Genomic DNA, 11757 nt, shown 5'->3' with positions numbered 1-11757 from the left:
GAGTGGCCCTTCGCGTCGGCAGCGCGAAGGGCCACTTGCCACGTCAGTCCTCCGGCGTCGGCCGGGCCGGCTCCGCGCCGATCGCCGACCGGGACCACTCGGACACGCCGGAGCCGACCGGGGCGAGCTGCCGCACGGCCGGCACCGACCTGGCGGGATGGGGATCGCGGGCGCCCAGTCCGCTGAGCGACGTGACCCCGAGCCGGCCGGCGAGGACCGGCACCTGGTCCGGTTCGACCACGAAGACCACCTCACGCGGACGCGGTGGGCGCAGCAGGAGCAGCACCGCGCACGCCACCAGCAGCACCCCCGCCACCAGCAGTCCCCAGGCGACCGGGCCGACCCAGCCCGCCCGCAGCTCAGCGCGCAGATCCAGCGTCAGGTCGGCACGACCGTCCGGGCGCATCACCACCAGGCTCATCGGCTCGCCCGCGAGGTCGTCGGCGCTCCACTCGACGGTGCCGATCCCCTCGCGTACCCAGAATGGAAGGCCCAGCGGCGGGCGGACCGCATCGGCGGCCGGGGCCACGGGTGGGACGGCGGCTTCGGTACGGACCGGCAGCGGACCCCGGGCCGGCGCCACCCGGCGGACCGAGGCGTACGGCACGGACTCCAGCCAGTGGCGCACCTCGGCGGTCGGCGCGAGCCCCACGAACGCCGGGCCGTCGGGGGTCCGGGCGTCGAGCCGCACCCGGGTCTGCGTGCCACGCGCGAAGGGCACCTCCCGCCGCAGCAGCCGGTCAAGGTCGGTGACCACGACCGCGTGGCCCGGTGTGCGGACGGTTTCGAACCGGGCGGCGTAGGCCCCACCGGGATCGGCGTGCCGGGCGACCAGCCACAGCCCGCCACCGGCGAGCAGCGCCGGAATCCCGATGACCAACAGCAGCATTCCGGCGATCACCCGCACGAACCGCATTCGCACTGTCCCCCTCCGTAGCCAGATACCCGGCCGACCTTACCGACGTACACCCGCTGATCAGGGGATATCCACGGCACGGCCGCTCCCGGCCCCGGACGCACGCTGGCCCGCCGGATTTTCCGGCGGGCCAGCGGGTGAGCGACGGGATCAGGACCTGGCGACCGGCTCCCGGCGGGTCCGGGCGAAGGCCAGGCCGCCCAGCACCAGGCCGGCCAGGCCGGCGACGAGACCCGCGACGCCGAGACCGATCGCGGCGCCGTCACCCTCGTCGTCGTCGTCCTTGTCGGCGACGGCCACGGCGGACGGCGCGGCGGCCGACGCCGACGGCGCGGCAGCCGTGAGGGTGAGCACCGGTGCGGGCTTCTCCGGCTCCTCGCCACCCGGCTGCGGCTCGTCGATCCAGCGCGAGACGTTGCCGTCGGAGTACGTCTGGAGGGTCTTGAAGACCATCGTGTCGACCTTCGGCAGCGGCCCCATCGAGACGCCGAACTCCTGGAACTGCCCCGGCTTGACGGCCGCGTCACCCGTGGCCGTCCAAGTGATCTTGGAGACCGCCTCGGTGAGCTGGCTGCCGTGCACCTCGATCGGCGGCTCCACCTTGCGCTTCTCCGTCGCCACCGTCCAGCCCGGCACCGGGATGGTCGACACCGAGCCGACCGGGGCGTTCTCCGGCAGCACCACCTCGAGCTTGGTGGTCGAGGCGGTGTCGCTCTCGTTGGGCACCCGGAACGCCACCCGGGCGTAGCCGCCCTGGGTCGCCTCCTTCGGGTTCACCGTGACGTGGGCGGAGGCCGGACCGGCGAAGCCGAGCACGGCGGTGGCGACGGCGGTCAGCGCCAGGGCGGCAGCGGCGGATGCGGTGCGCCGGAGTCGGGTCATGGGTGTCGTGGACCTCTCTAACGGATGGGCACGGTGGCGGTCACCGTGGCCTGGTCGATGTCGGTCGTGCGAGCGGTGATCTTCAACTGCCACTCGCCGGCGGCCGGCAGGCTGATGTCGCCGTACGCGTGGTTGTCGGTCAACGGCAGCAGCGGCACGTCGATCGGCTCGATACCGGCCGACGGCAGCGCGGCGGTCGCCCGCCACTCCACCACCGGCAGCGGCAGGTTGTCCTTGCTGTAGGCGTACAGGTGCACCGAGTTGTTGCCCCGCTCGGCCGGGCTCAGCTCGACCTGCATGGAGAAGAGCGAGCTGTTCAGGGTGGTGGTGAAGAGGCCGGCCTCGACGCCGGACGACTCGGCCGCCGCCGTCCGCGCGGGCGGGGTCTGCACCAGGGTCGCGGACACGGCCAGCACCACGGCGGTGACGGCCAACTCCACCAGGACCGCCCGGCGCACCGGCGCGGGTCGCTGCGCGGCCACCCGCCGACGGACCAACTGCCGGGAGTACGCGGCCACGGCGATCACGATCGCGAACAGCCCGATCTTGGCGAGCAGCAGCCGTCCGTAGGTGGTGCTGAACAGCGCGTCGAGGGTCGCCACCTCGATCAACGCCTGCACGGTGCCGGCCAGCAGCAGGGCCGCGACGGCGAGCGCGGCCCAGCGCGACCAGATGGGCAGGATCGCGCTCAACTCCCGCTCGTCGGCCTGGCGCAGCAGGAAGACCGCGAGCATGAGCAGGCCGCCCAACCAGACCGCCATGCTGCCCAGGTGGACCGCGTCGACCACCACGGACACCGCCGGCGCCGGGGAGGCCGCCGGGTGCCCGGCCAGCGGCCAGGTCAGCAGGGCCGCCCCGCCGAGCACCGCCAGGATGATCGCGTCGGTACGGCCGGCCGGACGTTCCAGCAGCGGCCGCAGCAGGAACGCCGCCGCGGCCAGCAGGCCGAGCCGAACCAGGTGGGCCGCGCCGAAGGTACTGCCGAAGACGCTGCCGAACCCTGCGCCGGTCACGTCGAAGAGGCCACCACCGGCGGTGTAGGGCACCTGCAACCACAGGTCGGCGAGAGTGGCCAGCGCCGTCAGGCCGAGACCGGCCCAGGCCAGCCGGGCGGGCCCCCGCCGGGAGAGCCGCTGCGGCCAGAGCGCGGCGAGCACCAGGACCGGCCCGACCAGCAGCACCAGACCGGCGTACCCGAGGAACCGGGCCACCTTCACGGCGGTGCCCACCACCGGGTTGGCGCGGCTGTCGTTGCCGGAGTCGACCGGCGGCGTCGAGGGCGCGCCGACCGAGTAGGTGAACGCGCCGGAGACCGGGTGGCTGTCGGCGGAGATCACCCGGAAGCTCACCAGGTAGGTGCCACGCCCGGCGGCCGGATCCACCGGAATGGTCACCACCGAGCCCGCGAACGACGGCTCACCCCGGTCGGCCCGGGAGCCGTCCGGAGCGATCACCCGGACCTTGTCGGGGACCTTGCGGACCGACTCGCTGAAGGTGAGCACCACCTCGGACGGGCCGTTCGGCACCACCGAGGAGGCGGCCGGGCTGCTGCTGGACAGCACCGCGTGGGCGCTGGCCGGGGTGGCTGGCGCGATCAACAGGGCGACGACGGTGACCAGGAGGCCGGCGGCGGCAGCCAACCGGGCGGCCCAGCGGCGGGGGGCGACAGTCATGCCTGCCATGGTCGCCGACCTCACTGGATCTCGGCGAACCGAGTCGGGCGAACGGCTCAATTCCGCTCAGCCGCCATCGCCGCGCGGGAGAGGTCGCGTGTCATGAGCAGGTAGTCGGCTGACGACGGGGAAAAGTTCCCGACGTGTCGCAGACCATCCAAGGGCCGAAGGACCCTGACGTCGCACCCGACGCCGCGTAACCTGGTTTGTCGTGATCCCCGTCCCGCGCGACACCGGCCCCGCCGGCCCCACCGGTCCGTCCGGTGACGCCGGTCCGGACCCGGCGACCGAGTCGGCCCTGGTCGCGCGCGACGGCGACCCCACCGCCCAGGCGGTGTTCGTGCGGTTGACCCAGGCCGAGGTCTGGCGCTTCACCGCCGCCCTGGTCGGCCCGGACAGCGCCGACGACCTCGCCCAGGAGACGTACCTGCGGGCGTTCAAGGCCCTGCCCGCGTTCGAGGGTCGGTCCAGCGCCCGTACCTGGCTGCTCGGCATCGCCCGGCGGGCCTGCGCCGACCACCTGCGCACGGTGATCCGCCGACGTCGCCTCGACGAGCGGCTGGTCGCGAACGCCCACACCGACCGTCCGCACCCCGACCACGCCGGGCAGCTCGGCGCCGACGACCTCGTGCGGCGGCTGAGCCCCGAGCGACGGGCGGCGTTCGTGCTCACCCAGTTGCTCGGTCTCTCGTACGCCGAGGCCGCCGCCGTCGAGGGAGTGCCGGTGGGCACCATCCGGTCCCGGGTCGCCCGAGCCCGCGACGAGCTGGTCGCGGCGGTCGACGACGCCCGCACCGGCTGAGCCGGGAACTTCCGGCTGCGACGGGACGACAAATGAGCGTGACTGCACCCCCACGCGGGTCGGCCGTTGGGCGGCCGTCCGGCCCTGGCTCGGCACGGCGGCCCGCCTCGGCCTCGCCGCCGTCTGGCTCGTCGCCGGGGCGTCGAAGGTCGGTGACCTAGCCGCCTCGGGTCGGGCCGTGAACGCGTACCAGGTGCTGCCGTACGACGCCGCGACCGTGATCGGCGCGGCGCTGCCCTTCGTCGAGCTGGCCCTGGGCGTGCTCCTGCTGCTCGGGCTGGCCACCCGGCTCACCGCGGCGATCTCGACGGCCCTGCTGCTGGTCTTCATCGCGGGAATCTCCTCGGCCTGGGCGCGTGGCCTGGCCATCGACTGCGGCTGCTTCGGCAGCGGCGGGCAGCTCGCCGAGGGGCAGGCCCCGAGTTACCTCCCGGAGATCCTGCGGGACCTGGGATTCTTGGTACTGGCCGGATTTCTGGTGATCTGGCCGCGTACGCCCGTATCAGTGGACGGGTGGCTGTCCGCCGAGCCCGTCGTGGAGGACGAGGATGAGTAGTCGCAAGGGTCAGCGGGACGCGGCCCGGGTCGTCCGCGAGCAACTGGCCCGCGAACGACGCCGCCGCCGCACGATCTGGGTGTCCGCCGCCGCCGTCGCCGTACTGGTCATCGCCGGCCTGATCGGCTGGGGCGTCTGGTCCAGCCAGCGCTCGGACAGCTTCACGACGCCGCCCGGCGCCAATGGGCCGGGCACCGGCATCGTCACCGGCGGCGGGCCGGTCACCGTCGACGTCTACGAGGACTTCCTCTGCCCGGTCTGCAACCAGTTCGAGCAGAGCAGCGGCGCGACGTTGGAGCAGTTGGCGTCCGAGAACAAGGCGAAGGTGGTGTACCACCCGGTCGCCTACCTCAACCGCTTCTCCAGCACCGGGTACTCCACCCGCTCGTCGGCCGCGTCCGGTTGCGCGGCGGCCGGCGGCAAGTTCCGCGAGTACGCCAAGGCGCTCTTCGCCAAGCAGCCGCCCGAGGGCAGCGCCGGGCTCAGCGACGACGAACTGATCGACATCGGCGTCGGCGTGGGGCTGGACCGGGGCTCGTTCGGCGGCTGCGTGAAGGACGGCACGTACAAGACGTGGACCGAGCACGTCACCGAGGAGGCCAGCCGCAGCGACGTCACCGGCACGCCCACCATCCTGGTCAACGGTCAGCCACTCGCCGACCGCACCCCGCAGGGCCTCACGGCAGCCGTGGCGGCGGCCGGCAAGTGATCCGTACCGCCCTGGCTCGCGCCGGCCTGATCGCCGCCGCCGCGTGCGCGGCGACGCTGCTCGGCGCGGCGCCCGCCGCCGCACACGGCGCGGACGCCCCGGACGGCACCGACTACCGCGCCCGCGTCACCGGCGTCACCCCGGCCCGGCCCGGTCTGACGGTCCGGGTCATCGAGGCGGGCGCGCGCCTGGAACTGACCAACCACACCGGCCGGGCGGTCGAGGTGATCGGCTACTCCGGCGAGCCGTACCTGCGGATCGGTCCCGACGGTGTCTTCGAGAACACCCACTCCCCCGCCACCTACCTGAACCGCACCCTCGCCGGTGACACCGCGCTTCCGGTCGACGCCGACCCGGCCGCCCCACCGTCCTGGCGGCGGGTCGACGACGGGACCACGGCGCGCTGGCACGACCAGCGCGCGCTGTGGCGGGAGTCGACGCCACCGGCGCAGGTCCGCGCCGCGCCGGAAAGCGAGCACCGCGTCCGGGACTGGACGGTCCCGCTGCGCGACGGCACCGACCCGCTGACGATCGGCGGCACCCTGGACTGGGTGCCGCCGCCGGACGCGTACACCTGGTGGGCGGTGAGCATCGTCGGCCTGCTCGCGGTGGGTGCGCTGGGCCTGTTCGCCGCCGCCGCGCCCGCCGGCACGCGGGCGCTGGCCGCGCTCGGCGCGTTGCTCGTCGTCGGCGGCGCGGTCGCGGTCGTCTATCCGGTGGGACGGGAGATCGACGCGGGCGCCCAGGGCGTCGGCGGGGTGCTGTCCGGGCTGCTGTCCGGGCAGATCTGGTCGCTGCTCACCGGTCTCGGCGCGGTCGCCGCCGGCTGGTACGCGGTGCGCCGCCGCCCGGCAGCCGACTTCGCGGTGGCGCTGGCCGGGGCGTGCCTGGCGCTCTTCGCCGGTGTCGCGAACGCCGCCGTGTTCGCCCGGTCCGTCGCCCCGGTGCCCTGGTCGCCCGGGGTCGCCCGGGTCATGGTGGCGGTTTTCCTGATCACCGGCGTCGGCGCGACCGCCGCCGGCGTCCTACGCCTACACGCGGCCTCCCGAGCCGCCGCCCTCACCCCCACCCCCTGACCTCCCGCGATCTTGCAGTTTGTGTCGCCGAAGTGCAGGCGTTCGCGGCATTTGCCGGGACAGAAAGTGCAAGATCGCGGGCAGGGGTGCGGGGGTCAGGGGTGCGGGGGTCAGGGGTGCGGGGTGAAGCCGTACGGGAGCTCCAGGCGGTGCTTCGCCAGCAGCGGGGCGTCAGCGAGCAGCGTGCGGGTTGGGGCGTCGGCGACGATCCGGCCGCCGTCCAGGATCACCGAGCGCTCGCAGAGCTCCGCCGCGTACGGCAGGTCGTGGGTGACCATCAGCAGGGTCACCGGCAGGTCCCGCAAAATCTCGGCCAGCTCACGGCGGGCCGCCGGGTCCAGGTTCGACGACGGCTCGTCCAGCACCAGGATCTCCGGGTGCATGGCCAGCACGGTCGCCACCGCCACCCGGCGGCGCTGCCCGAACGAGAGGTGCTGCGGGGCTCGGCCGCGGTGCTCGCTCATCCCCACGGCGGCCAGCGCCTCGTCGACCCGGGCCGCCAACTCCGCCCCGCGCAACCCCAGGTTGGCGGGCCCGAACGCGACATCCTCCGCCACCGTGGGCAGAAAGAGCTGGTCGTCCGGGTCCTGAAAGACGATGCCCACCCGGCGGCGTACCTCGGCCAGCGTCGCCCGGTCCGGAGTGACCGACAGGCCGCCCACGCTCACACTGCCCTCGGCCGGGGTGAGGATGCCATTGAGGTGCAGCACCAGCGTGGTCTTGCCGGCACCGTTGGGGCCGAGCAGCGCCACCCGGTCGCCGCGCGGGACCGCCAGGTCCACGCCGTGCAGGGCCACGTGCCCGTCCGGGTACGCGTACCGGAGGCCACGAACGTCCAGCGAGAGGGCGGTCTGCACGACTCCGATCATGTCAGCACGACGGCGGTCGCGGCGATGGAGGCCGCCACCACCGGCACGGTCGCCGCGACCAGCCACTGACCGGCGGTCGCGGCGCCGTCGCCCTGCCACACCGCGGGCATCCGCCCGGTGTAGCCCCGCGACAGCATCGCCAGGTAGACCCGCTCACCACGTTCGAAGGCGCGCAGGAACAGCGCGCCGATGCCGGCGGCGAAGCCACGTAGCTGCCACAGGAAGCGCGGGTCGTCGCCCCGCGAGATGCGTGCCACCCGCATCCGCCGCGCCTCGCCGACCAGCACGTCGAGGTAGCGCAGCATGAACGTGGCGATCTGCGTGAGGATCTGCGGGCAGTGCAACCGGTCCAGCCCGACGATCAGGTCCCGGGTGGTGGTGGTCGCGGCCAGCAGCAGCGACGCGAGGACGCCCAGGGTGCCCTTGGCCAGAATGTTCCACGCGCCGTGCAGGCCGTCCTCGGACAGCCGCAGACCCAGCACCTCGACCCGCTCGCCCGCACCGAGGAACGGCAGCGCGACCGCGAACAGCACGAACGGCACCTCGATCAACGCGCGGCTGAGCAGCCAGCGCGGCCCCACCCGGGCCAGCGCCGCCACCAGCGCCACCAGCAGGGCGTACGCCCCGAAGGCCCAGAACGCCTCCCGCGGGGTGGCCACCACGGCGACCGTGAAGACCACCATCGCCACGATCTTGACCTCGGGTGGGAGCCGGTGCACCGGCGAGGCAGAGTCGCGGTACAGCACGTGCCCGTGACCGGCGCCCATCGCGTACCCCCTGCTCAGTCGCTCGCGCCGGGGCGGCCGTGCCCGGCGGCGACCGCCGTGCCCTCGGCGGACGTGCCGCCGTCGCCCGTGGCCGGCACGGTGTCCCGGCGGCGCAGCAACCAGAAGCCGCCCAGGCCGATCGCGAAGGTCACCAACACGCCGAGCACCCCGGAGAGACCGGTCGAGAGGAAGCTGTTCTCCACGCCCCGCACGCCGTAGTCGGCCAGCGGGCTGTCGCCCAGCTCGTGGTCCTTGGCCTGCTGCGCCGGGCAGCTGCCACCGACGATGTTGTCGTCGGCATCGACGGTGCAGCCCTTGAGCAGGGAGGAGTCCAGCCCGTCCGGGTGCGACGAGGCGTAGTTGCTCACGATGCCTGCGAGCAGCAGGGCGACCAGCAGGCCACCGGCCAGAAAGGCCCAGGAACGGTTCTTCATCGGACACCTCCGGTGACCGGGACGGCGGGGGTGGTGGTCGGGGTACGCAGGGAACGCAGCGCGTACACCAGGTCGGGGCGGACCTTCGCGACGGTGAGCACGGTGGTCGCGGTGATGAGACCCTCGCCGATGCCGATCAGCACGTGGACGCCGCCCATCGTGCCGGCCAGGCCGGCCAGGTTGCTGCCCAGGTCGGTGGTGCCGCCCAGCCAGTACTCCAGGACGAAGCCCTGGGACGCGACCACCACGCTGACCAGGGCCGCGACGAACGCGGTCACCGCGAGGCCCGCCCGCGTGCGGGGCAGCACCCGCAGCAGCACCGAGATCAACAGGTACGCGGCGGCGGTGCCGAGCAGCGCCATGTTGGTGATGTTGAGGCCGAGCATCGCCACCCCACCGTCACCGAAGATCAGGGCCTGTACGACGAGGACCACGGCCACGCAGAGCGCGCCGACCCACGGGCCGACCAGCATCGCGGCGAGCGCGCCACCGAGCAGGTGACCGCTCACGCCCGCCGTGAAGATCGGAAAGTTGAGCATCTGCACGGCGAAGATGAACGCCGCCACCAGGCCGGCCATCGGGGCGAGCCGGTCGTCCAGGTCCCGCCGGCCGCGCAGGACGCAGTAGGTGAGCGCGACGAGGGCGAGCGCAGCGAAGATCGCCGCCACGGGACCGTCGATGATCCCGTTCGAGATGTGCATCGCCAGTGTTTCCACGCGACCTCCCACGCGTCAGCGGACCCCTCCGGACCCGGCGGGGGTCAGCCTATTTCCTGTGACTTGTTGTTGCCAGAGTCTGGCAACAACGCATGGTCTTGATCACCTTTACGGCCCGGCCCTTCCGATGTCGGGGTGTCCGCGGCTCCGGGACACCACGCTTTCCAGGAACACGAGCCGGCGCGCGCCGGCGACGCGGGGCGCGCATGCCCGGCGGTAGGGTCGGGGCCATGACCGCGCCCGATCGTCTCTCCCCCGGTGACCCCGCGCCCGAGTGGACCCTGCCCACCGACACCGGCGACCAGCTCTCCCTCGCCGACCTGCGGGGCCGAAAGGTGGTCCTGTACGCCTACCCGGCCGCGATGACCCCCGGCTGCACCAAGCAGGCCTGCGACTTCCGCGACTCGCTCGCCTCGCTCCAGGCGGCCGGCTACGAGGTGGTCGGCATCTCCCCCGACAAGCCGGCGAAGCTGGCCAAGTTCCGCGACCGCGACGCGATCACGTTCCCGCTGGTGTCGGACGCGGACAAGGCGGTGCTCACCGCGTACGGCGCGTACGGCGAGAAGCAGCTGTACGGCAAGACCGTCACCGGCGTGATCCGCTCCACGTTCGTCATCGACGGCGACGGCAAGATCGAACGGGCGCTCTACAACGTCAAGGCCACCGGGCACGTCGCCAAGCTCCGCCGCGACCTCGGGCTCGACTGAGACCGTCACACCGGACCGCTACCGTGCGTCAATGGTCCGATACAAATACACACCGGAGCTGCTCGCCGAGGCGGCCGCCGCCGCCCGCAACATCACCGAGGTGATGCGGATGCTCGGCGTACGCGTCAGCGGCGGCTCGCACGCGCACATCAGCCGGCAGTTGAAGAAGTTCGGCATCGACACGTCGCACTTCACCGGCCAGGCGCACAACCGCAGCGCACGTCGGACGACATCGGCCCAGTTGCTGATTCAACTGCCGCAAGGATCCCGGCGTACGCCCGGCGTGCGCTTGAAGTGGGCCCTCGCGGATCTCGGCCTGCCGCAAGAGTGCGAAGCATGCGGGACGGGGCCAGTCTGGCGAGGTGCGCCATTGACTTTGCACGTGGACCACATCAACGGGGACTTCCTCGACAACAGACCGCCGAACCTCCGGCTTCTTTGCCCCAACTGCCACAGTCAGACCGAGACGTTCGCCGGCCGACGGAACCGGGCCCGCAGTCTCGCCGCTCCCCTTTTCAGCGCGGACAGCGCCGAGGAACGCTCCGTCGAGATAGCTGGTTCCGACCGCCCACCGACGCGGCAGGAACTCCTCGATGTGTTCGGCCGGATCGCCGCGCAGCAGATCACCGCATCGAAGGCGGCACAGCAATTGGGCTACCGCCCGGCATACCTGCACAAGGTCCGGCGACTACTTGAGCAGGAAGGCGTGTTGACGCCGCGTCCGGATCGTAGCTGGCGTTCGAGGGCGCATCGGGACGTGGTGATACAGCAGGCGCTGGCCAATCCGGACGTCGGCCCGAAACGGCTCGCGGAGATCCTGCGTACCGCGCCCAACGGAACATGCCGGGTGAGTCACGGCACGGTCTCAGCCATCCTGAAGGAGGCCGGGCTCAACACCGCTGAAGCCAGACGCTCTAGACTCAGCGAGTTGGCGGGAGTGGCGTAACGGCAGCCGCGATAGGTTTAGGTCCTATTGTCCGAAAGGGCGTAGGGGTTCGAATCCCCTCTCCCGCACCAATGAACCACCACCGCGAGCGCGGGAGCTGGTTGTCGACCGCGTCACCGTGGTGGGTCACGAGCCCGGTCGACCGGTCAGGATGGGCGCCGTGACTCTGCGCTTCGTCCTGGACCCCGAGCTGACCCCGCGGCTGCGGGCCGAGATCGTCGCCCTCTGGGTGGACGTCAGCAACGCCGGCGGCGCGGTGGGTTTCGTCCCACCGGTGACCGCCATCGACGTCCGTACGATCGCCGACCCGACGTTCGCGGGCGTAGCCGACGGGCCGGACCGGCTCCTGGTCGGATACGACGGTGACCGGCCCGTCGCGGTGCTGGTCTTCTGCGACAACCGGTTCGGGCTCAAGGCGCACTGGTGTGTGCTGAAACGGGTGATGGTCCACCCGGACACCCAGGGCACGGGCTGCGGGTCGGCGCTGATGCGCGAGGCAGCGCGGCTGGGCCGCGAGATGGGCCACGAGGCGCTGCACGTGACGGTGCGCGACGGGTTGGGGTTGGACGGGTTCTACCGCCGTCTCGGATACCGGGAGATCGGCCGACTGCCGGGCGCGCTGCGGGTGGCGCCGGGCGACGACCGGGACGAGATCCTCATGTGGCTGGTCCTGAGCCCGACCGGCTGAGGGACCGGAGCGCCGC

The 11757-nt window shown here is 72.7% G+C and carries 12 protein-coding genes, 1 tRNA gene and 2 pseudogenes; 8 read left to right on the top strand and 7 right to left on the bottom strand.

Annotated elements, in window-relative coordinates:
• Positions 1-52: 52 nt before the first annotated feature.
• From ACQP0N_RS06370 to ACQP0N_RS06360, 3 genes and pseudogenes are all read right to left on the bottom strand, one after another.
• Positions 53-388, bottom strand: a pseudogene (locus ACQP0N_RS06370) (hypothetical protein); the annotation flags it as partial.
• Between the two features lie 678 nt (positions 389-1066).
• Positions 1067-1798 carry a YcnI family copper-binding membrane protein gene (locus ACQP0N_RS06365; RefSeq protein WP_433118348.1) on the bottom strand — a complete coding sequence of 244 codons (732 nt, stop codon included), beginning with the start codon at positions 1796-1798 and terminating at the stop codon, positions 1067-1069.
• Between the two features lie 17 nt (positions 1799-1815).
• Positions 1816-3480 carry a copper resistance CopC/CopD family protein gene (locus ACQP0N_RS06360; RefSeq protein WP_433118346.1) on the bottom strand — a complete coding sequence of 555 codons (1665 nt, stop codon included), beginning with the start codon at positions 3478-3480 and terminating at the stop codon, positions 1816-1818.
• 202 nt (positions 3481-3682) lie between these two features.
• Here ACQP0N_RS06360 and ACQP0N_RS06355 point away from each other — a divergent pair, with 202 nt between their 5' ends.
• The 4 genes and pseudogenes from ACQP0N_RS06355 (at position 3683) to ACQP0N_RS06340 (ending at position 6614) form a co-directional block, all read left to right on the top strand.
• Positions 3683-4273, top strand: coding sequence for a sigma-70 family RNA polymerase sigma factor (locus ACQP0N_RS06355; RefSeq protein WP_433118344.1), 591 nt, complete (start codon positions 3683-3685; stop codon positions 4271-4273).
• A 52-nt stretch (positions 4274-4325) separates the two neighbouring features.
• Positions 4326-4829 (top strand): annotated as a pseudogene (locus tag ACQP0N_RS06350) (MauE/DoxX family redox-associated membrane protein); the annotation flags it as partial.
• Positions 4822-5538: a DsbA family protein gene (locus tag ACQP0N_RS06345; RefSeq protein ID WP_355052081.1), complete on the top strand. Its 717-nt coding sequence runs from the start codon at positions 4822-4824 to the stop codon at positions 5536-5538. The pseudogene ACQP0N_RS06350 and the gene ACQP0N_RS06345, both read left to right, overlap by 8 nt.
• On the top strand, positions 5535-6614 hold the full coding sequence (locus ACQP0N_RS06340; RefSeq protein ID WP_433118342.1) for a hypothetical protein: 1080 nt from the start codon (positions 5535-5537) through the stop codon (positions 6612-6614). The genes ACQP0N_RS06345 and ACQP0N_RS06340 overlap by 4 nt, the downstream gene beginning before the upstream one ends.
• Before the next feature lie 110 nt (positions 6615-6724).
• Here ACQP0N_RS06340 and ACQP0N_RS06335 read toward each other — a convergent pair whose 3' ends face one another.
• Genes ACQP0N_RS06335 through ACQP0N_RS06320 form a run of 4 tightly spaced genes read right to left on the bottom strand, consistent with a single transcriptional unit; the run spans position 6725 to position 9400 of the window.
• Complete coding sequence (locus ACQP0N_RS06335) at positions 6725-7483, bottom strand: energy-coupling factor ABC transporter ATP-binding protein (RefSeq protein WP_433118340.1); 759 nt, start codon at positions 7481-7483, stop codon at positions 6725-6727.
• Positions 7480-8250, bottom strand: coding sequence for a cobalt ECF transporter T component CbiQ (gene cbiQ, locus ACQP0N_RS06330; protein WP_433118338.1), 771 nt, complete (start codon positions 8248-8250; stop codon positions 7480-7482). Before cbiQ ends, ACQP0N_RS06335 begins: the two co-directional genes overlap by 4 nt.
• Before the next feature lie 14 nt (positions 8251-8264).
• On the bottom strand, positions 8265-8684 hold the full coding sequence (locus ACQP0N_RS06325) for a PDGLE domain-containing protein (RefSeq protein WP_433118336.1): 420 nt from the start codon (positions 8682-8684) through the stop codon (positions 8265-8267).
• On the bottom strand, positions 8681-9400 hold the full coding sequence (locus ACQP0N_RS06320) for an energy-coupling factor ABC transporter permease (protein WP_433118334.1): 720 nt from the start codon (positions 9398-9400) through the stop codon (positions 8681-8683). Before ACQP0N_RS06320 ends, ACQP0N_RS06325 begins: the two co-directional genes overlap by 4 nt.
• 230 nt (positions 9401-9630) lie before the next feature.
• Here ACQP0N_RS06320 and bcp point away from each other — a divergent pair, with 230 nt between their 5' ends.
• The 4 genes from bcp to ACQP0N_RS06300 all read left to right on the top strand — a co-directional run bounded on the left by bcp (position 9631) and on the right by ACQP0N_RS06300 (position 11741).
• Positions 9631-10107 carry a thioredoxin-dependent thiol peroxidase gene (gene bcp / locus ACQP0N_RS06315; protein WP_357127616.1) on the top strand — a complete coding sequence of 159 codons (477 nt, stop codon included), beginning with the start codon at positions 9631-9633 and terminating at the stop codon, positions 10105-10107.
• A 31-nt stretch (positions 10108-10138) separates the two neighbouring features.
• Positions 10139-11053, top strand: a complete 915-nt coding sequence (locus ACQP0N_RS06310; protein WP_433118332.1) for an HNH endonuclease signature motif containing protein — start codon at positions 10139-10141, stop codon at positions 11051-11053.
• Positions 11039-11124, top strand: a tRNA-Leu gene (locus ACQP0N_RS06305). The genes ACQP0N_RS06310 and ACQP0N_RS06305 overlap by 15 nt, the downstream gene beginning before the upstream one ends.
• Before the next feature lie 80 nt (positions 11125-11204).
• On the top strand, positions 11205-11741 hold the full coding sequence (locus ACQP0N_RS06300; protein WP_433118330.1) for an N-acetyltransferase family protein: 537 nt from the start codon (positions 11205-11207) through the stop codon (positions 11739-11741).
• Positions 11742-11757 lie beyond the last annotated feature (16 nt).

It is taken from the genome of Micromonospora sp. CA-246542 (assembly GCF_050942905.1).
Taxonomy (GTDB): domain Bacteria; phylum Actinomycetota; class Actinomycetes; order Mycobacteriales; family Micromonosporaceae; genus Micromonospora.
The sequence above is the reverse complement of the archived record's forward strand: the minus strand, read 5'-3'. Positions and strand labels throughout refer to the sequence as shown.